This is a genomic window from Legionella anisa (genome assembly GCF_001467525.1).
Lineage (GTDB): Bacteria > Pseudomonadota > Gammaproteobacteria > Legionellales > Legionellaceae > Legionella > Legionella anisa.
The window spans coordinates 63,140-82,555 of the sequence record NZ_LNXS01000042.1; the positions used below are offsets into that span (position 1 = coordinate 63,140).

The window sequence follows — 19,416 nt, forward strand, 5'->3', positions numbered from 1 at the left end:
CCATCTGGGCCTCCCATTGTGGAACTGGAGTCGGTGGTTTTTTCGGAAGATAATGCGTACCAAGCTCAAAATGAAGGGTTGTCGGCTATAGATCCACCACTATCCATTACCACTTCGATTCGAGCAAGCATATGTCAGCTTTAACTCAATCCTACATTGATGCTTGTGAACCATGTCTAAGAGCTTCTTCAGGGTATAATTCCTGAATATTAATTAAGAGTTTTTCAGCCTTGTTAAAAAGCTTTCCAATTTCGCTTTGCTCTTTTTTAAAGAAAGACAAAAAGGAATCATCCTCTGTAACTTGTTTAAAATAGGGAAGTTTTTTCATCTCTTGTAAGGACTTCAGATCACCAGCCCCCACTACCCTGGATAAGTCCTCTAAGAACAGACATTCATTAAGCGCTTTTATATCTTCTTTAGATCCTTGGTCAAATTTGGATTTGTATCGCACTAACACATTGTTTAGCGTCTGAACCATAGGGTCTGTTATCATTTTGACCATCTCTCTTCGATCTTTTTGCTGCCTCTCCAGCTCTTGTTGTTGGGCTTCCAATATTTTTTGAGCTTTTTCCATTTGCTCTAGATCAAATCTTTGTTGGTATTTTTCTAAGAGTTTTCCATCATAATCTATGGGAAAGGATTTTATATTATTGAGGCATTGTGTAGTGGTCCAACCGGAATGCTCAAATATTTCTTCGTCGGTTTGATAATCTGCTAATTTGATTTTAACTACTTGACCATAATGGAAACACGTCATCCCTTGTTCTGTAACGGCTACGCTGTCAACCCCAACCATATTCAGCATGGTAATATCAAAGTTTATGGGGATATGAGCAATTTCAGGATATAATTGTTTAATTTCATACAATAATAAGCCCCTGATATATCGTTCCATACCTACTTCAGGGTGCCGCTCTACAAGAGTGTTATTGAGATGACTTCTTGGCGTACCAATTTTAAAATGAATCGTTTCTCCATTGGCTTCTATGGCTAGTGCTTTTACCCATTCTCTAAAAGGCTCATTGGAGTCCTTAGCAGTCTTTATCATTTGTGGCTCAGTTGATAACGTTGAGCGCAGATGATAAAGGCCATACATTCCTGAGTCAGTATCGATACCAATTGCGGTACATCCGCCAAAACCATCGGTAAAATACTCCGTATTAGAACCTGATTTACTTATACCTCCACCACTATCCATTTCAATATTTTCTCTTACTAATCTAGAGCGCATATTTCACCTCTTGATACACGATCTTATATGTATATTATACATTCATATTGAAAAAAAATTTTAAACTCTGCTTGAAAATTAATTGACATGAGTGCTTTGAGGTGGATTTTTCATTAAAAATGGGCAAAAGAACAAACGATGAAGTTCAGACTAAATACAGCTATGTTTTGCAACACTTTTAAGAAGAAACGCAGTAATCGTTATAACCTAATGTGAGACGCTGGATGAAGCAAATAAGTGTCTAACGCCATCCAGGATCGCTGGCACCATATTCTTCACCAATATTTTTTGGGTTAGAGCTTGCATCTTTTGTGCACGAACTAAGTGATAATACAGCAGCAAAGAGATAAGAAATGGCGATAAATTTTCTAAATAATTGGTTCGTAATCATTTACATTCCTTGTTAATAAATCACTGAAAATCGGAGTTGTACCGCTAATTATTTATCTCCTTTTATTGTTGGCCTACTAACAATGTTTATATCACAATAATGCAGGGACAGAAATCAATGAGATATATTGATGAGAAACAGGATATGGAGTGTCATCTTTCTAGCGTTGATTTGTCAGAATCTATGGGCTGGGCCAGGGAGGTGATTGAATATCTTGCATACTAATCTCCATATTTAGGGACCGTTCTATTCTTTTCCATCCCAACGGTTAATGCAATTGAGCTCAATACCAAACAAATCAAGAACGCGTCCAACGCTATGAGTAACAAGATCATCGATTGTTTGAGGATTATTATAAAATGCAGGCACCGGAGGAGCAATAATAGCACCTATTTCTGTCGCCCGTTTCATATTTTCAATATGTCCAAGATGCAGAGGGGTTTCACGAACCATTAATACTAATCGTCTGCGTTCTTTTAAAATAACATCCGCTGCGCGGGTTAATAAATTAGAGGTTGTCCCGCAAGCAATGTCTGCTAAAGTTCGCATAGAGCACGGTGCAATGATCATGCCCGAAGTAATATAAGAACCACTCGAAATGCAAGCGGCGATATCATGAATTGGATAATGCTTATCTGCAAGATGATAAAGGTCTGCTGCAGAAAGTTGGGATTCATAGGCGCGAGTTTGTTGGGCGGCTTTAGATACGATTAAATGAGTTTCATACTCTGTATTGGCTAATAACTCCAAGAGACGGATCCCATAAATAATTCCGGAAGCCCCAGTAATGCCAATAATAATCCGCTTTTTTTTCATAACTTAACCTTGGTAAAGGAAAAAAGGCTTTTTTCAAAATACAGCATCTTATATAGTGCTTAAGAAAAGTATAAAACTAGAAAGTATATTATTTCATGGTCGAGATAATTTCTTACTTTGCATCACTCATTTTTACATATACTATCATATTTTTGAAAAAAATTTGTGTAAATAGCGTATATGATCCCTAACTGACTGTATAAATTGACTCGAGAGGAAATAATTGATGGAGTTAATTGTAAACCAAATTATTAATCATGAAAAACAGCTGCTTGCTAAGATTGATTCAGTCGATATTTTAATCAATTTAATCGATGATGAATTTTTAGAATATGCGAGTAACGGTACAATCCATGATAAAAATGAAGTCGCTCGATGGTTGGCGCAGGATGATTATTCTGAAGCAAAAGGTAGGGAGTTTGAGGCAAAATTCCTGACAGAAGATGTGGTTTTATTAACGTACCTTAGTGAGATGAAGCAAAACCATTTTTCAGAAAGTAAATGTGCACGACGTATTTCGATTTGGAGAAGAAAAAATGACGTATGGCGCATGGTATTTCATCAAGGAATATCTATAGTGAAATAAAAAGGTAACTCTGTCATTCCTAAGGTTGTAGCCTGGGTGAAGCGAAGCGTAACCCGGGAAATCATGGGTCATGAAAACCCGGGCTACGCTTCGCTTCACCCAGGCTACGGTCACTATCTTTCTTAGCTCATCTCAAGTAAGGGTAATTAAAAATACCTCGCTAGAAAATTGTTTATTCTCGGACATTACCATCTATTTATTCAACAAGGAGAATGATAACATCACAAGCCATTAAGGATGAGCTAGGGAAGGTGATGCTGTGAATGCAGGAGTTAATTCATTTGTTTTTTTTGTCGCCCTGATTGCTGGATTTGGTGGCTTTTTATTTGGTTTTGATTCCAGCGTGATCGCCGATGTTAAAGATCAGGTGATGGCCCAATTGTTTCTTTCTGAGTGGCAATGGTCTCAAGTAGTAAGCATTAGTATACTTGGTTGTGTTCTTGGTATTCCTTTAAGTGGTTTCTTTGCCGATAGGTTAAGTCGGCGTTTTCTACTCAAAACAGTTGCTATGGGGTTTATTTTAGGGACGGTACTCTGTGCAATCACCCATGATTTTATTCTGTTATTAATTGGTCGATTTATCATCGGTATTTGCATCGGAATTGCTTCTTACATTGCTCCATTATTTATTGCAGAAATTGCTCCTCCCAATCGAAGAGGAACTTTAGTGTTGATTAATGGATTAACGATTACCTTTGGTCAGGCAATAGCATATTTAATCGGTTATTTTTTTCATGATTACTCTGTAAACAGTTGGCGACTCTTATTTGGGATGGGGTGTATTCCTGCACTGATTTTATTTACAGGAATGCATTTTGTTCCCCATTCACCGCGTTGGCTCATGAAGAAATATGGAATGGATAAAACCTTGCACATTTTAAGACGTATTCGCCCATCAGGTTATGATATTCAAAAAGAAGTTGATGAGATTCAGAACACGATACAACAAACCCAACCGAATCATCATTTATTGTTCAGAGCCCCAATTGTTTTTGCACTCATGGTTGGCATCGTTTTGGGAATATTTCAACAGTTCTCTGGAATTAATGCAGTGATGTACTACGGCCCTGTTATTTTTGAATCTGCAGGTTTTTATCCTGTTTCGAATGCAATTTTGGCTACCTTTTGTATGGGGGCGGTTAATTTTTTATTTACTTTACTTACTTTATTTTATATCGATAAATTAGGCCGACGTTTCTTGTTATTAAGCGGTGCGATGATCGCTGCACTGAGCCTTTTTGCAGTGAGCTTGTTATTTAATACGGAATTACCGGGTCAAAAATTTTGGATATTGGGTGCTTTATCAGCATACGTAATGGGTTACTGCATTAGTGTAGGTTCTTTATTTTGGGTTTTGATCTCTGAAATTTATCCTTTATCTGTACGTGGTCTGGCGATGAGCATTGCCACAGTAGCGCAATGGGGCGCTAATTTTGTGGTGTCTATATCTTTTTTAGCGATTTATCAAAATTTAGGAGAAGGACTTACTTTTACTTTATTTGGTTCATTATGTTTGCTGGCTTTTTTCTTTATTTATCATTTTGTACCTGAGACGACAGGTACTTCTTTGGAAAAAATAGAAAACAATTTGATGTCAGGTAAAAAGATCAGAGACATTGGCAAACCATTATCAGAAATAAAAACAAACGAATTTGAATTAGTGAGAGATTAAAAAATGGATGATGCAAATCAACAAAAAACATGTCGTATAGGTATCATTGGTGCGGGACGAATCGGTAAGTTACATGCAGAGAATATCAAATATTATTTACCACAATATGAATTACTCGCCATTGCAGATCCTTACCTGAATAAGGAATGGGCAGATAAATTATCGATTACAGGGCAATATACTCATTTTGAAGACGTGCTGTTCCATCAACATCTGGATGCACTTCTGATTGCTTCACCTTCGAATTTGCATGTGGAGCAGATTAAAGCTGCCAGTGAAGAAGGTAAAGCGATATTTTGTGAGAAACCAATAGGTTTGAATGAGAAAGAAATTTTGGATGCGTTACACACAGTGCAGACAAACAACACGTTATTGCAGCTCGGTTTTAATCGACGCTTTGATCCAAGTTTTGCCCATCTGCAACAACAGGTGCAAGCAGGCGAAATTGGCGCAGTTCATCTTGTTAAGATTACATCTCGTGATCCTGTCTGTCCTACCAAGGAATATTGTGCAACCTCAGGCGGCCTGTTTATGGACATGACCATTCATGATTTTGATATGGCTCGTTTTTTAACCCAATCGGAAGTCATTGAGGTGTATGCAACGGGTGCAGTACTCATTAATCCTGATTTTGAAGCATTGGATGATGTGGATACTGCAATCATACAAATGCGTTTTGCTAATGGCGCTATGGGCGTCATCGATAACAGTCGCCAGGCGGTTTATGGATATGATCAACGGATTGAAGTGTTTGGTAAAGAAGGAATGTTGTTGGCCAATAATCAATTGAAACACTCCGTGATTCATTATGCGAATACCAGCACAGAACAAGCCAATCCAGAATATTTTTTCCTTGAGCGGTATCATCAGGCTTTTAGAGCGGAGTTAAATTCATTTTATGATGCATGGCTGCATAATAAACCCAGCCCTGTTTCTGGAAGAGATGGGTTACAAGCTTTGCGCATCGCTCAAGCTGCGAAACAGTCTTTAGTTACTAAATTACCTGTTTTTCTGAGTTGAGGACGACATGATTTATCCAGCATTTTACTTTGATGCAAATCGATCTGTGGATTTGATTTGCATGGGGCGAGTAGCAGTTGATCTTTATGCGGAGCAAATTGGTGTATCGCTTAGCGACGCTCAGAGTTTTAAAAAATATCTAGGGGGGTGTGCAGGGAACATTGCGGTGGGCGCTGCCCGCCTTGGACTGGAGTGCATGATGTTTTCTTGTGTGGGCCACGATGAGATGGGGCGGTTTTTAAAAAATGAATTACACGCCGAAGGAGTCAATACCGATTTGTTGCAAACAACGGAACATCATTTAACAGGACTTGTCTTGCTGGGTATTAAGCCTCCTCATGAATTTCCTTTGATGTTTTACCGTACTGATTGTGCAGACATGCAAATTAAGTCGCAGCAAATAAATCAGAACGTATTGCAACAGGCGAAAGCCATTTTAATAACGGGTACCGGATTATCTACAGATGCAATGCTACGAACTACTGAAGAGGTTGTCCAACTCGCAAAAAAAGCTGAAACTGCACTAATTCTTGACCTGGATTATCGTCCTGTTCTTTGGGGACTAACGGCATTAGGGGATGGGGAAACGCGATATCGCCATAGCCAAAAAGTAAGTAAGACCTATCAACGTATTTTATCTCATTGTGATTTAATCGTAGGCACTGAGGAAGAAATTTGTATCGCAGGCGGATGTGAGGACGTCGATGATGCATTAGAGAAAATAAGGGAATTGACTCAGGCGCCCGTGGTGATAAAGCGTGGCGAGAAAGGGTGTACGGTTCATTTTGCCAACAGCAGCCAGCACTTACAATCTAAGCCGTTTCCTGTGGAACTACTTAATGTGCTAGGAGCTGGCGATGGATTTATGGCTGGCCTCTTATCTGCTCTTTTGCGAGGAAAATCCTGGGAGGCCGCTACGACCTATGCAAATGCAAGCGGAGCTTTGGTAGTCACTCGCCACGGTTGTGCTCCAGCTATCCCCTATAAAGAAGAACTAGACTATTTTATTCAAAATTTTGATAAAGAACCGCACATTTGGAACAGCGCTCATTTGCTGCAACTCCATCAAAAGCATAATCAGCATAACTCTCAGATTCTTATTAAAAACCCACAGGGTTTCAAGCGAGGATTAAATGCCATTGTCACACTGGATTCCTTGTCTCAGGGCATGAGTTTTAGCTCGATTAAATTAGATGCCGGGCAAAGTTACTTATTCAATGAGCGTTATGAATTTGCTGCCCTATTAATGACCGGAAAAGTAGTATTTCATTATGCACATCAAAGCCAACATGCAGCGCGATACGATTATTTTTCTCAGGAGCCTATTGTTTTGCATTGTCCGGAAGGCTCAAGAGCTTCTGTTGACGCTTTGACTGATTGTGAAATTTTGTTGATTGAGACAGAGAATCATGCCGTATTTGCTCCTTTATTATTTAATCAATCCAATCTTTTGGAGATGGATAATCGAGGAAAAGACATTCTAGACGATAGCTCATATCGTATCGTGAGGACTGTTTTTGATAAACGCAACAGACCTGAGTCTAATCTGGTCGTTGGAGAAATTATTACTTTTCAAGGACGATGGTCCAGTTATCCTTCTCATTATCATGATCAACCTGAAATCTATCATTACCGTTTTTCTGAACCTCAAGGTTATGCGTTTGGTGAAAATGGAAAAGAGGTTTTACGTATCGAAAATTATGATACGTATCGAATTGCTAATGGCCAGACCCATGCTCATTGTGCTGCTCCAGGATATGCTCTTTATACGCTTTGGTTTATTCGTCATTTAAAAGATAATCCTTATACGACACCGACTTTTATTAAAGAACATGAATGGACAAGAACGCATAAGGCAAATAACAGGGTATGGAAAAAAGGTCTTGACCACCATGGCGACTAGCCTACGCTCCGTACAAGAGTGATATATTATAGGAAGTAATGTAGCCTGGATGCAGGCGAAGCCGTAACCCGTGGATAAACATCACGTTTCCATAACCCGGGTTACGCTTCGCTTCACCCAGGCTACATGCATCGATTTGCAACAACGTAGGGGATGGAACGGCGGTCAACCCCTAAAAAAAATCTTAAAGGATAGTTTTCATGAAAATTAGATTGACAATGGCTCAGGCTTTATTGCGTTTTTTGGCGAATCAATACGTAGTGCTGGATGGTAATGCACATCAGTTTATTGCAGGAGTATTTGGAATTTTTGGGCATGGGAATGTGACGGGTTTAGGTGAGGCTCTTGAGTATGACAATTATGGCTTGACTTATTATCAGGGACATAACGAACAAGGAATGGCACACGCAGCTACAGCTTATGCAAAACAAAAAAACAGATTAAGTATTTTTGCCTGTACTTCCTCTATAGGTCCAGGTGCGACCAATATGATTACCGCAGCAGCTACAGCAACCACAAACAGAATCCCTTTATTGCTGTTGCCGGGCGATATTTTTAGCTGCAGACAACCGGATCCCGTATTGCAACAACTTGAGGTGTCACATGATTATACCCTGTCTGTGAATGACTGCTTCAAACCGGTGAGTAAATATTGGGATCGAATTGCACGTCCCGAACAATTGATGACAGCGTGCATCAATGCAATGCGGGTACTTACGGATCCTGTTGAAACGGGTGCGGTTACATTATGTTTACCGCAGGATGTACAGTCCGAAGCGTATGATTATGAGTATTCTTTTTTTGAAAAACGTTTTTGGCATATTGATAGAGAGCCTGTTAGTGAGCGCGCTCTGGATGAAGCAGTCCAACTTATTTTAAAAGCAAAAAAACCCTTTATTATTTCAGGAGGCGGTGTTCATTATTCATTTGCAACAGAAGTTTTATCGCAATTTGCAGAACACCATAAAATCCCAGTTGCTGAAACTCAGGCTGGAAAAAGTGCTTTGCTAGACAGTCACTGTATGAATGTAGGTGGAATAGGTGTCACTGGTTCTGAAGTGGCTAATGTTCTGGCAGCACAAGCGGATGTGATTTTAGTGATTGGCTCGCGTCTGCAAGATTTTACTACTGCGTCTAAATGGGGTTTTAAAAATGAAGAATGTCAAATCATTCATCTGAATGTCTCCCGTTTTGATGCAATCAAAATGAATGGTTTGATGTTGAAAGGGGATGCAAAAACAGGTTTAGAACAATTAGGGAAAAAATTAGGGGCTTATCAAACATCTAAAGAGTATCAACAATGCGTGAAGCACCATCAAAATGAATGGCAGAAGGAATTAAAACGAATTTATACCCCAGCTCATGCTGAAGAGGATGGCTTATCACAAACTAAGGTCATCAGTTTGTTAAATGAAATGGTGACCGAGGATGATGTCATTATCTGTGCCGCAGGCAGTTTACCCGGAGATTTGCATCGTCTGTGGAAATCCAAAAAGCCTAAAGATTATCATCTGGAATATGCATACTCGTGCATGGGTTATGAAGTTGCTGCAGGTTTAGGGGTAAGGCTTGCTAAAGAAAATACTCCCGGCGAAGTGTATGTTTTGGTGGGCGATGGTAGCTTTGTGATGATGCATTCAGAGTTGCTTACCAGCATCCAGGAACACAAGAAAATAACCATCATTCTTTTTAATAATCATGGTTTTCAATGCATTAGAAATTTACAAGAAAGCCAGGGCAGCCAAGGTTTTGGCAATGAGTTTCGCTATCGAGAAGATAAAACCAGGAAGCTTTCCGGGAATTATTTACCCATCGATTTTTGCAAGTACGCTGAAGGGCTGAGTGCTAAAACTTTTTTTGTGGATGTTTATGAGCAATTGGCAGTTGCCATTGAATCTGCGCGAAATGAAGAATGTTCTACAGTGATTGTATTGCCCATATTGCCTAAAACCATGAGTAATGGCTATCAAACCTGGTGGCGGGTAGGGGTAGCAGAGGTATCCAATTCTGAAGAAGTGGCTAAGGCACATCAAGTAATGAAAGAACAATTGAAGCAGGTTAGAGAATATTAAGGAATTATATATGCACATTAAACTGGGAATTGCACCAATTAACTGGTGCAATGATGACGATCCTGAATTAGGGAAAGAGATTAGTTTTGAACAATGCATTAGGGAAATGTCAGAGGCGGGTTATATAGGTACAGAATTGGGTAATAAATATCCGCGAGAAATTTCTGTGTTAAAAAAAGCTTTAAATGATCGAGGATTACACCTATCAAGTGCCTGGTTCAGTACTTTTTTTACTGAGCCTGCGCAGTATGAACATACTTTATCGCGATTTATGGAACATTTGAGTTTTATGCGCGCTATGGGTGCATCCTTTATTAATGTGTGTGAATGCGGGCACTCTATTCAAGGAACAGAGCGGCCTATTTTAAGTCCTCATAAACCAGAGTTTAATGAAGAGCAATGGGGAAAACTGATTCAAGGATTACATACCATTGGTCGGATTGCTTATGATTTTGATATGCGGCTTGTTTATCACTATCATGCAGGAACAGGGGTTTTTTATGCGCATGAAATTGATTATTTAATGGAAAACACGAGTCCTCAATTGATTTCGTTATTACTTGATACCGGCCATGCTGCATTTGCTGATATTGATTCACTTGCTTTAATCAATAAATACAATGATCGAATTGTGTATGTTCATTTAAAGGATGTTCGTGGCGAAGTCCTTACCCGGGTTAAGAATGAACAGATGAACTTTATGGATGCAGTACGAGCCGGTGTATTTACGGTTCCTGGGGATGGTGTCATTGAATTTGCTCCCATCATCCACATGTTGCGGAAAAATCGATATTCTGGCTGGATGATCGTAGAAGCAGAACAGGATCCAGCTAAAGCTCCTCCTTTTCAGTATGCTAAAAAAGCCTATGATTTTCTACATCAGCACATTAGATAGACTAAGGTGTGCTGACATTTATTCATTTTTCATATAATGGAAACCATAAACACAGGATCCCGCGGACAAGCCGCGGGGTATAGGCATCGATGGGATCAAGAGACAGGTGTATGAGGCAGCCAAGCAAATAAAAAATTGCTGTAGTGCAGAACAAGGGATTAGCTACATCACTAATCCCTTGCCTGTTGTTCGCTCATTAAATTCCTTAGTCAACAATTCGATTTTTTGCCCCAATTGATTTTTTCCAAGTACTTTTTCAGAGGCTTTATAAAATGTTTGGGACAGATAAGACATATAACCTGTGTTATTTTCATTAGATTTACGCCGTTGGATGCTCTTTTCTTCGGAACTCATACTCGTTAATAAGACCCTCATCAGTGCTTGGTATTCAGTATCCGTTTCATCTTCTTTAAAACGTGCATGAAGATTTCCTGCATTTTGAACATATTTCAGAATCAATTGTTTTTTTACGTCAAAAATATCGCGCTCACCTTTATTGGTAGCATAGTCCAATTCTTTTTCAAGAATATATTCATATAAGATAAATGAAAATTGATTGACCCAGGGAACAGTTCTATTATTGCTGAATAATGATGTATCTTTAATACCCGTAATTAGATCGGGACTGTTTTGAACGAGATCATTTAATGCATTAATGAAATTGATCAGACTGGATGTAAAGAACGTTTCGTAAAGATCGGTTGTGAAGGTGGTGCTATGTTCTTTATTAAATTCTTTGACGGCAGCTACAACTTCCTTCAATACCGATTCTATTTCCTTTAAAATGGTTTCAAAATAAGCAGTGTAATCATCGCCATCAACGTTTATTTCTTTAATTTTCTTGATTAAACATCGTGCACATTCATTTCTTTGAATTAATAACTCAGCTTCTTTACCTTTATATGTTTTCTCATCCGCCTGTAATTGGTAGGTATCCAATATTTTTTGACAATAACGGAGTGTAATATCCTTAAAAATGCCCATTGTCCCTCTCTTTTTTAGTTCGCCAGAAAACACCCAAAAATCATATATCTATTTCCGGGGATATCCATTTCTAGTGTTCACCGCTTTGTTTCTTTCTAGCCGCGGTAATATGCCAGTTTTGGAATTCAAAAATGAAGCTTAAAAAACGTTAAGATAGTCATAGTGCCTAATATTAACTCATTGTAAGCTACAGGAAAAGTGATTGATTTTAGTTTCTTTTCTTGAGTATAAAGATTTTAGCATTGACACTAGGGCTATGCTTAAAATTCTTTGTCAATAACTAGGGTCTGTCTACAATTCTACTTTCTTGGCCAAAATGCCGCGCATTTTATGCGCTCCGATACTCACATACTTCGTGTATGCTCCGTTTCGGTGCTCTAAAATCGCAGCATTTTGGCTCAAGATAACGAATTGTAAACAGACCCTAGGGTATAGAGTCCAAATGGAGATTGGTCATGCGAGTTAAATTTTTCAAAAACAAAAAAATCAAAATGAATCCTTCAAATCAATATCGTGAAACTTTATGTAACGCACTGGAAAACACTATGGGAGTGTGTATTGCCAGCACTTCTGCATTAGTGATTAATCCTCTAACAGCAAAAATAGGCAAAGAGCGAATGGCCCAATATAATGAAAATAGCTTAATCGCAGTGAGGGAAGTAGGCGAAGTGAGATCGTTCTTGCTTAAAATTTCAAAGTATCGTGAGGACCAAAAGATTGATTTTTTCGATGCGAGAGCACCAATAAAATATACAATTTCAGTGCATAGGGCGGGAAACTGTGAACACCAAGCATTTTATTTGGCCGCATTGCTAAAACAAAAAAACATTCCCGCTTTTATTTATGATATCGTAGACATTGAACATACAGTTGTGATTACAAAAGATTTTCTTCTTGACCCTTGGATAGGTAAGATTTTTTCACTTACTGAAGTAGATCTTGGTGAATTTTATGGCTCGTCACTTAATATGAAGGCATCATGGTTGAATCAATTGTTAAGTAATGAAAAGTTTACGTATTATGAAAGGCTGAACAAGAAAACACTAAATTATTATTTTGCTCAGCCAGCAGAAGAGGAGGCAATACCAATTAGTTGTTGTGACCTATTTTAAAATTGCCCCCTAAAGGTTTATTTGCTATCAACCTACATTTGGAGGGGTAAAGCAGAGGATGACTCCTCCTTTTTGTGGCTATTTTTTGGCACGGGGGGTAGCTCTTTATTAGGAAATACTCTTAGAGGGAATGTGCTTCCTTGCTTTTTTTCTTGCTCTGATGATTGAGGTGTTGCCCTAGGAACAGCAGTAGGTTGTAAATTATCTCCATCTTCATTTTTATCATCTTCCTCTAGAGAGTCAGTTAAAGAGCTTTCTGTTATAGAAGAGGTGCTATTAAAAAAACCCATTTTGTTGCCACCAATTACCGATGAAAGTAGTTTTGCTAATTTTAGCTTACCTTTTGAATCCTCTCTTTGTAACTTAACTTTTTCTTTTAATTCTTTATCATCATCAAAAAGTGTAGTAACTGATGGATGGCGTTCTTTAGATTTCCTCAATACAACGGTCTCATTACCGAACTCTTCAGGACCTTGATCTTCTTTCTCCTTAAATAGGCTTACTTGCTCCTTAGCTTTTTTATAAAAACTTAGAATAAGAGGATCAAGGTCTCTATTTTTTAAACAATAAATAGCATACATCGAATATTTATCATTTTGACTTTCTTTGGTTTTATTTTTTCTAAAAGAATTTTGGTTTGATTTTGCATAAGTTGGTTGAGATTTTATTATATCTGGAAAATCGTACGTCAATTGAAAAAATTTTAATATCACATCCGAAGGTAATTGAACTTCCGCTTCGAGTTTTATGAACAATTCTTTTCTAATATGGGAATTTTCAGCTCTAAAAAAAACTTTAATGAACCACCGAAGGAAAACCTGCTTTAAATTATCTTCATTACCGAATAAGGTAAGAACCGCTTCATTCGTTAAAAAATTTGCTGCAAGTTGCTCTTCATATGGCTTTTGTTCTATTTTAGGCAAGACAGTAGAGGCTCCCTGCAGTAGCAATGCGATTGATTCTCGAATCGAAACATTAAGGGCAAATAAATCAGGACTTATCAAAGCTTTTGATGCTTCTTCAAGATATAGTTGGGGCGTTTCAACAACAGTAAGATCATTTTTACTTTTATTACGACGAGCTAAAGAGTTTTTTAAGTTTTTTAAAGTATTTGTCCCTGCATTTGTTTCCATAGATGCTTTAATTTTTCTTAAAACCTCTGCTCCATGCGTCAGTATATGTTCAGAGAGTCCTTCTTCGAAAGGATCCATCACTTTTTTCAAAAAATCGCTGTGTTCTGTTATTTTATATTCATTAAATAGGGTAACAAGAATTTCTTTAAAAACCCTGCAATATGAGGATAATCCTCTTTCGCGTAGATCAAATACAGTATCTTTTATGGCAGGATTTGATTTATTTTCACTTAGTGCACAAAGAGATATAAATTTTTTAGCTAATTGTATATAAGTTTCGTGACTCATTCTTTTTTTTAGTTCAGGACTTATAAAAGGGTTAAAATCAGAAACTTTCTTTGACGCATCTTGCTTTTCTAAATCGCTCACTTCTTCAGGTGTCAAAAAGTGTTTTTTATTATAAAGAAGCACTATTAAACTACTTGCCACATTCGCAAATATTTTTTTCTGCGAAGGACTACATAGACTTAATATTTCATCAATATGGAGTTGAATTGCTTTGGACTGGTCATGTGTTAGTTCGCTTTGCCCTAAAAAAACAGTGCAAATAAAATTTTTTATTGCCTCCATATAACGTTGATACGCTCTAGCCTGAATTTTCTTACTGTATTCTTCAAAGTCTCTTTTATCCTCTGGATGTTGACTTATTTGTTCTAAAGAGAGAAATATCGAACCAAACTCTCCTTTATTATCGAGTTTTTTAAGTTGCGCTAATGCTTTTAATAAGTTTGTTTTGGCATCAACATAAGGCTTGGGTAAGGAAGTTTTTTGTGCTATTGGCTGTACTGGTGAATTAGAAGAAGTTTTTTTTTCATACTTTGTATTTCTTAAAAACATATAAATCCCTGTTAAATTAACGAACTTAGATTTTAAATTTTTGCTAAAATCCCTTAAAAAGCGTTAATACTTTAATTTTTTTAATAGATATGTCAAGCAAGAGATGTGGTGGTAAAAATAAAACGCTCAGTGCATTAGCTCCTGTTGGGTAACTTAAGATTTTTGAATATATTGATTTATAGAAATGTTAGAGCGTAGTAAAGTAGGAATGATCTGACCTGTACTCTCACACACAAGTTTTTTCTTGATATTTTCGAAATGTTTATCAACAGTGCGTTTTGATATTTCCAAAATATCAGCAATACGCTGTATCTTAAAGCCATGATAGTAAAGGTAAATGATCTCTTTTTCTTTCAAGGTTAGTTGTTTTGCTGACATAAAGTTAAAAGGCAAAGCATTAAAATCAAAAACCGTATCATTGACCATTTCGTGCAATTTTGTTTCTTTTTGCGTCAAAATAAATTCCTTTAAACTTAAAGAACTCCTTGAACGATGTGATTCTGCAAGTGAATTCATCTCAATGATTAAGTCATTAGGCAATATTAGAATATTTTCTTTGGTTAATAATCGTCTGCACCGAGTGGCTAGGTCTTGGCTGATGACTTTTAAAATATCTACATTGTTAAGAGTAAAATTATTAGAGCGATGCGAATCGGTAATCGATGCAAATGTATAGATTTCAGTGTAACTCTCATCTTTATGGACGATATCGAAAAAATAAGCATATTTATGATCAATTAAGATCTCTTTGATTGAATAGGGTAGTAGCTCATCATTAATAACATCTGAAGCATACAAAGTTTCCGGGGCTGTAGTAATATTAGTGATAATTTGAGTGGCAAATAAATCATTTTTAAAGAAAACATCGAGCAGCCACTTATCAGACATCAATTGCAGACAACGCCCATTCAAATCATAGTAGAAATAGCCCCAGGAAGAGATGGGAGTATTTCCAAAAATATGCGGATAGAGACCTCCTAAATAAGAAGTATACATTCTCATATTATTAAAAGCCTTCATTGAAATATCCCATTTAAAAACTGGCTTATTTTATAGTATAGCCCCGATAAAACTTAATGGTATTGTCTCAATATCGCATGATTGTTGCCCCCCTTGTTTCCCATCCAGAAACAAGGGAGAAGGAGACTCATATTGAGTCTCCTCATGTTATTTAACAAAGGCTTTTTTAGGCGTATCAAAATTAAAGATTAATCCAAAAGCGACTTGTGCCGTATTGGGATAAATGTGGGCAATCTTAGTTACTCCACCATTAGGCTCAAACACATGACTTTTTATTTTGGTGTAATTGATTTGGCTGTAATCCATCATCAATGTCCAGCGCGGATCCAACAGATTATAACGAACCCCAGCACCATAGCGAATACCGTTACGGTTTGATGTAGAACTCCTAACCGTTGGATCGGATTCCCTAATTTTTACGTGCCCATTTGCATACCCCACTCGTCCATAGGCCCAAAAAGAGTCTGAGAAAAAGTATCCAGGCAATATACCGATACCCTCACTATTTGGAATTGAAAAAGTAGTTTTGAGAAAATTGCTGTGTATGAGTTCGTCGTTAACCAGGGTATATTTAACTGAGCTTATATTGGCGTTGGCTTCTGCTCCCAGATAAAAGTTTTTATATCTTAAACTATAACCCCCAAATAAAGTTCCGAACTCTCCTGTTCCGAACGTTTATTTACTCAGTTTTTGTCTTTTGGTTATGCAAAGACTACTTTATCCAGCGTTAGCACGATTTTTTATGAACACTGTCAACTGACAAAATGGATGCTGGGCTCGCTCATTACTTTGACAGATGATTTCACCGATCATCCTTCATTCAAGAGCATGCAATGGGTAACAAGCTTTATTGCGGCAATCCAAGGTGGTTATCAAGCATCTCCTCTATCTGCTCATGAACAACACGCACTAAATCTGGCATGTCAATTGTACGGATGGTTACAACAGTCCATACATAAAATGACACTTCAACCAAGACTTAGTGCACTTATTGAGTTTGACTTACAACAGTACTTTCTCAATATGCGATTTAGTACCTTTCTCAACAGTGAACCTTTATTGATCTGCAAACGAGAGTATTTATGGCACGCTCCTCATAACATGGGTATGGTTATTGCGGGAATGATGGATTTGGCGTGCAGTGAGCATATTGAATGGCAAGAAATGGCAGCCATACGTGAAATTTTTTACTGTGCTCAACGTAGTGGACATATCTGTAACACATTAACTACCCTTGACAGAGAAACAGAAGAAGGGTGCATCAGCAATGAAATTCAATTAAGAAAAATGCATGGGAAGAGTGGGAGCGAAGAAAGTATTATTGAGCTTCTGCACCAAGAAAGAGCGAATCTGTATAAAAAAATAGGCGAGGAATCTTTAAAAACATTCTCGACCAAAGATTATGTGCAAGGACTTAGACAGCTGCAAACTTTGCATGAAGACATGCAAGGCGTGATATGAAATCATCACTAACTATCCTTGGTGCCGGTGCGAGTGGGCTATTATCAGCACTGGTTTTATCGCCGCACTATGAAGAAATTTTACTAATCGACCGATATTGGCCTGATGAGTTGGGCCTCAGTCAAGGGACACCTCAAAGCCATCATTTACACGTACTATTAGCAGAAGGGCAGCGATTATTGAGCTCCTTATTGCCGGATGTTTGGAGTCAATTAACGGATAATTCACTTCCAGTTGTTGATTGGGGCAAAGATACCTGGTGGAAAACTCCGCATGGCATTCTTACACCGAATGATTGCGACGTGAAAACCCACCTATTTAGCCGGCACTACTTAAATCAAGTTTTATGGTCTCAATGTCAACAACGAAAAAACATCAAAACGTTAACCGCTACAGTGGCGCAATGGCTGATTGAGAAAAGAAAGATAAAACAAGTGCAATTTAAAGAGAGAGAATCACTCGCTATAACAGGACACGTTATTGATGCACGGGGTAGAGCGTCCGGTTTACAAAAGCAATTAGGGCTGGAAAGTTTACAAGTGAACAATCAATATCGATATTTTTCTACTCGGCTGGAGCAAAGTGACTGGTTAACCGATTTAAAGGCCAAACAAGTTTATATTCAAGCCTGCCCTAAAAGACAACCTATTGGTTTTGTTTTGTCGCCCATAGAAGGTAATGCACTGATTTTAACGCTGATTGATACTACAGGAACTATCAAAACGGATGAACAAAAACAATCGGCAGTAAGTTACTTATTTGAAAAAAACCAATTGGGCCATATCCATTGTCAGGGAAAATCCTGGATTCCTTACGCTAATTTGAATAATAAGCGTTTAATCATTGAACGCCAGCGTTGGCCCTTAAACTTATGGGCTGTTGGAGACAGTATTGGATATCAAAATCCAGTCTATGGGCAAGGTTTAACGGTTATTCTTAAGCAAGTAGTGTTGTTAAAGAGGCGCGGGAGAGTGAATTGGCTGAAGCAAAAAAAGCTTCACCGATGCAGTTGGATACCTTGGTTATTGGCCTCTAATCAGGATATGTTTCGTGACAAGAATAATGTTTTTCAATGGTTGATGCAGAAATTATTGCGGCAGGCATCCCATGAACCATCTGTTGGCAAAACCTTTATTCAACTTTTGCACCAAATCAAGTCTCCCTGGATTTTATCGAATCCAAGGTTGATACTCAAACTTACCCGCAGAGGTGATTATGATTAAGTTATACCAATACCCAGGTGTTTGGGGTATGCCCAGTTTATCGCCCTTTTGCAGTAAGGTATTTTATTTTTTAATCTGGGCAAAGATCCCCTTTGAGGTCGTCCAAGTTTTCAATCCCCGCCAAGGTCCTAAAGGTAAGTTTCCCGTGATCGATGATGATGGTGTTGTGGTTGCTGATTCCGAATTTATCATGAAGCATTGTCGGGAAAAATATGGGCTGAACATTGAAGATCCCGTTGAAGATTTGCCCATCAGACGATTATTAGAAGAGCATCTCTACTTCATTATTTTATATTCACGCTGGATTGATCCAGAAAACAAAGAGCAGATTGATAGAGCGTTTAGACATTTTTTTCCCAAAGGTATGGGCAGACTCGTGTTATTTCTAATTCGTCGACAACTACGAAAACAAGCCTATTTCCAAGGAATTTCGCGCCACAGCAGACAGCAAATTTATCAAAAAGGCGTTGATGATTTGCGAGCAATTGAGTATTTCATAGCCCAGGGTCAGCAAGAAGAGTGCCGGGCGGTTGACATGTCGCTGTATGCCTTTTTGCAAGTTATCCAACAAACACCACTGGATACTCCTATTCGCTCTTACCTAATTGAGTCACAAGCTATCCAGAATTATTTAGCTAAGAAGAGAAACCTATTTGAGCATTAGGGTCTATTTACCTTTCTACTATCTTGGCCAAACTGTCCTGATTTTCTGTGCAGCTATGCTCACATGCTGCATAGCGCATCAATCCTATAAAAATTTTCGATGAGCAAAATCTATTATTGCCCACTTTATTAGCGTGGAGTAGAATTTCTGCGTCTGCAGTTTAGAGTAAGCAGAAAACTCAATACATTATAAGGAAGCAATAAAGTGGAACGAAGTTCTCATCCTCCTGTGTACCAACATTTCAAGTATCGTGCAGACATTGACGGCTTAAGGGCTATTGCTGTTTTGTCCGTAGTAGTATTCCATGTTTTTCCTAAATGGATGAAAGGAGGATTTGTTGGCGTAGATATTTTTTTTGTAATTTCCGGCTTTTTGATTTCCACAATCATTTTTGAA

17 protein-coding genes and 1 pseudogene are annotated in these 19,416 nt (G+C 38.0%); 11 read left to right on the top strand and 7 right to left on the bottom strand.

Features of this window, described 5'->3' with window-relative positions; genetic code table 11:
* Positions 1-151 precede the first annotated feature (151 nt).
* The 3 genes from Lani_RS13640 to Lani_RS13645 all read right to left on the bottom strand — a co-directional run bounded on the left by Lani_RS13640 (position 152) and on the right by Lani_RS13645 (position 2,438).
* On the bottom strand, positions 152-1,231 hold the full coding sequence (locus tag Lani_RS13640; RefSeq protein WP_019234085.1) for a hypothetical protein: 1,080 nt from the start codon (positions 1,229-1,231) through the stop codon (positions 152-154).
* A 241-nt stretch (positions 1,232-1,472) separates the two neighbouring features.
* Positions 1,473-1,622 carry a hypothetical protein gene (locus tag Lani_RS20245; RefSeq protein WP_019234086.1) on the bottom strand — a complete coding sequence of 50 codons (150 nt, stop codon included), beginning with the start codon at positions 1,620-1,622 and terminating at the stop codon, positions 1,473-1,475.
* 246 nt (positions 1,623-1,868) lie between these two features.
* On the bottom strand, positions 1,869-2,438 hold the full coding sequence (locus Lani_RS13645) for a UbiX family flavin prenyltransferase (RefSeq protein ID WP_019234087.1): 570 nt from the start codon (positions 2,436-2,438) through the stop codon (positions 1,869-1,871).
* Positions 2,439-2,664: 226 nt separating this feature from the next.
* On the opposite strand from Lani_RS13645, the gene Lani_RS13650 reads away from it, so the two are divergent.
* From Lani_RS13650 to iolE, 6 genes are all read left to right on the top strand, one after another.
* Positions 2,665-3,024: a DUF4440 domain-containing protein gene (locus Lani_RS13650; protein ID WP_019234088.1), complete on the top strand. Its 360-nt coding sequence runs from the start codon at positions 2,665-2,667 to the stop codon at positions 3,022-3,024.
* 259 nt (positions 3,025-3,283) lie between these two features.
* On the top strand, positions 3,284-4,696 hold the full coding sequence (locus Lani_RS13655) for a sugar porter family MFS transporter (protein WP_019234089.1): 1,413 nt from the start codon (positions 3,284-3,286) through the stop codon (positions 4,694-4,696).
* 3 nt (positions 4,697-4,699) lie between these two features.
* Entirely contained in the window at positions 4,700-5,716 is a 1,017-nt protein-coding gene (gene iolG, locus Lani_RS13660) for an inositol 2-dehydrogenase (protein WP_019234090.1), read from the top strand.
* 7 nt (positions 5,717-5,723) lie between these two features.
* Entirely contained in the window at positions 5,724-7,619 is a 1,896-nt protein-coding gene (iolC, locus tag Lani_RS13665; RefSeq protein ID WP_019234091.1) for a 5-dehydro-2-deoxygluconokinase, read from the top strand.
* Positions 7,620-7,819: 200 nt separating this feature from the next.
* Positions 7,820-9,691, top strand: a complete 1,872-nt coding sequence (iolD, locus tag Lani_RS13670; protein ID WP_019234092.1) for a 3D-(3,5/4)-trihydroxycyclohexane-1,2-dione acylhydrolase (decyclizing) — start codon at positions 7,820-7,822, stop codon at positions 9,689-9,691.
* A 10-nt stretch (positions 9,692-9,701) separates the two neighbouring features.
* Positions 9,702-10,586: a myo-inosose-2 dehydratase gene (gene iolE / locus Lani_RS13675; protein WP_019234093.1), complete on the top strand. Its 885-nt coding sequence runs from the start codon at positions 9,702-9,704 to the stop codon at positions 10,584-10,586.
* Between the two features lie 162 nt (positions 10,587-10,748).
* On the opposite strand, the gene Lani_RS13680 is transcribed toward iolE, so the two are convergent.
* Positions 10,749-11,570, bottom strand: a complete 822-nt coding sequence (locus Lani_RS13680) for a hypothetical protein (protein ID WP_019234094.1) — start codon at positions 11,568-11,570, stop codon at positions 10,749-10,751.
* Positions 11,571-12,025: 455 nt separating this feature from the next.
* Between Lani_RS13680 and Lani_RS13685 the strand changes: the two genes are divergently transcribed.
* Positions 12,026-12,682, top strand: a complete 657-nt coding sequence (locus Lani_RS13685) for a hypothetical protein (RefSeq protein WP_019234095.1) — start codon at positions 12,026-12,028, stop codon at positions 12,680-12,682.
* A 32-nt stretch (positions 12,683-12,714) separates the two neighbouring features.
* Here the strand turns inward: Lani_RS13685 and Lani_RS13690 are convergent, their stop codons facing one another.
* The 3 genes and pseudogenes from Lani_RS13690 to Lani_RS19820 form a co-directional block, all read right to left on the bottom strand.
* A complete protein-coding gene (locus Lani_RS13690) occupies positions 12,715-14,652 on the bottom strand; it encodes a hypothetical protein (RefSeq protein ID WP_019234096.1) in 1,938 nt (645 codons plus the stop codon).
* Between the two features lie 153 nt (positions 14,653-14,805).
* Entirely contained in the window at positions 14,806-15,672 is an 867-nt protein-coding gene (locus Lani_RS13695; RefSeq protein WP_019234097.1) for a helix-turn-helix transcriptional regulator, read from the bottom strand.
* A 147-nt stretch (positions 15,673-15,819) separates the two neighbouring features.
* Positions 15,820-16,323 (bottom strand): annotated as a pseudogene (locus Lani_RS19820) (outer membrane protein); the annotation flags it as partial.
* Between the two features lie 117 nt (positions 16,324-16,440).
* Between Lani_RS19820 and Lani_RS13705 the strand changes: the two are divergent.
* The 4 genes from Lani_RS13705 to Lani_RS20610 all read left to right on the top strand — a co-directional run.
* Positions 16,441-17,133, top strand: coding sequence for a hypothetical protein (locus Lani_RS13705; protein WP_019234099.1), 693 nt, complete (start codon positions 16,441-16,443; stop codon positions 17,131-17,133).
* Positions 17,130-18,356: an FAD-dependent monooxygenase family protein gene (locus Lani_RS13710; protein ID WP_019234100.1), complete on the top strand. Its 1,227-nt coding sequence runs from the start codon at positions 17,130-17,132 to the stop codon at positions 18,354-18,356. Before Lani_RS13705 ends, Lani_RS13710 begins: the two co-directional genes overlap by 4 nt.
* Complete coding sequence (locus Lani_RS13715; protein WP_019234101.1) at positions 18,349-19,020, top strand: Tom37 metaxin N-terminal-like domain-containing protein; 672 nt, start codon at positions 18,349-18,351, stop codon at positions 19,018-19,020. Before Lani_RS13710 ends, Lani_RS13715 begins: the two co-directional genes overlap by 8 nt.
* Before the next feature lie 204 nt (positions 19,021-19,224).
* The coding region (locus tag Lani_RS20610) for an acyltransferase (protein ID WP_193393260.1) at positions 19,225-19,416 on the top strand (192 nt) is incomplete at its 3' end.

Bases quoted from the DNA above. Each gene is read 5' to 3' on its own strand.
- Lani_RS13640 (WP_019234085.1), bottom strand. From the start codon at position 1,231: ATGCGCTCTAGATTAGTAAGAGAAAATATTGAAATGGATAGTGGTGGA.
- Lani_RS20245 (WP_019234086.1), bottom strand. From the start codon at position 1,622: ATGATTACGAACCAATTATTTAGAAAATTTATCGCCATTTCTTATCTC.
- Lani_RS13645 (WP_019234087.1), bottom strand. From the start codon at position 2,438: ATGAAAAAAAAGCGGATTATTATTGGCATTACTGGGGCTTCCGGAATT.
- Lani_RS13650 (WP_019234088.1), top strand. From the start codon at position 2,665: ATGGAGTTAATTGTAAACCAAATTATTAATCATGAAAAACAGCTGCTT.
- iolG (WP_019234090.1), top strand. From the start codon at position 4,700: ATGGATGATGCAAATCAACAAAAAACATGTCGTATAGGTATCATTGGT.
- iolC (WP_019234091.1), top strand. From the start codon at position 5,724: ATGATTTATCCAGCATTTTACTTTGATGCAAATCGATCTGTGGATTTG.
- iolD (WP_019234092.1), top strand. From the start codon at position 7,820: ATGAAAATTAGATTGACAATGGCTCAGGCTTTATTGCGTTTTTTGGCG.
- iolE (WP_019234093.1), top strand. From the start codon at position 9,702: ATGCACATTAAACTGGGAATTGCACCAATTAACTGGTGCAATGATGAC.
- Lani_RS13680 (WP_019234094.1), bottom strand. From the start codon at position 11,570: ATGGGCATTTTTAAGGATATTACACTCCGTTATTGTCAAAAAATATTG.
- Lani_RS13685 (WP_019234095.1), top strand. From the start codon at position 12,026: ATGCGAGTTAAATTTTTCAAAAACAAAAAAATCAAAATGAATCCTTCA.
- Lani_RS13690 (WP_019234096.1), bottom strand. From the start codon at position 14,652: ATGTTTTTAAGAAATACAAAGTATGAAAAAAAAACTTCTTCTAATTCA.
- Lani_RS13695 (WP_019234097.1), bottom strand. From the start codon at position 15,672: ATGAAGGCTTTTAATAATATGAGAATGTATACTTCTTATTTAGGAGGT.
- Lani_RS13705 (WP_019234099.1), top strand. From the start codon at position 16,441: ATGCTGGGCTCGCTCATTACTTTGACAGATGATTTCACCGATCATCCT.
- Lani_RS13710 (WP_019234100.1), top strand. From the start codon at position 17,130: ATGAAATCATCACTAACTATCCTTGGTGCCGGTGCGAGTGGGCTATTA.
- Lani_RS13715 (WP_019234101.1), top strand. From the start codon at position 18,349: ATGATTAAGTTATACCAATACCCAGGTGTTTGGGGTATGCCCAGTTTA.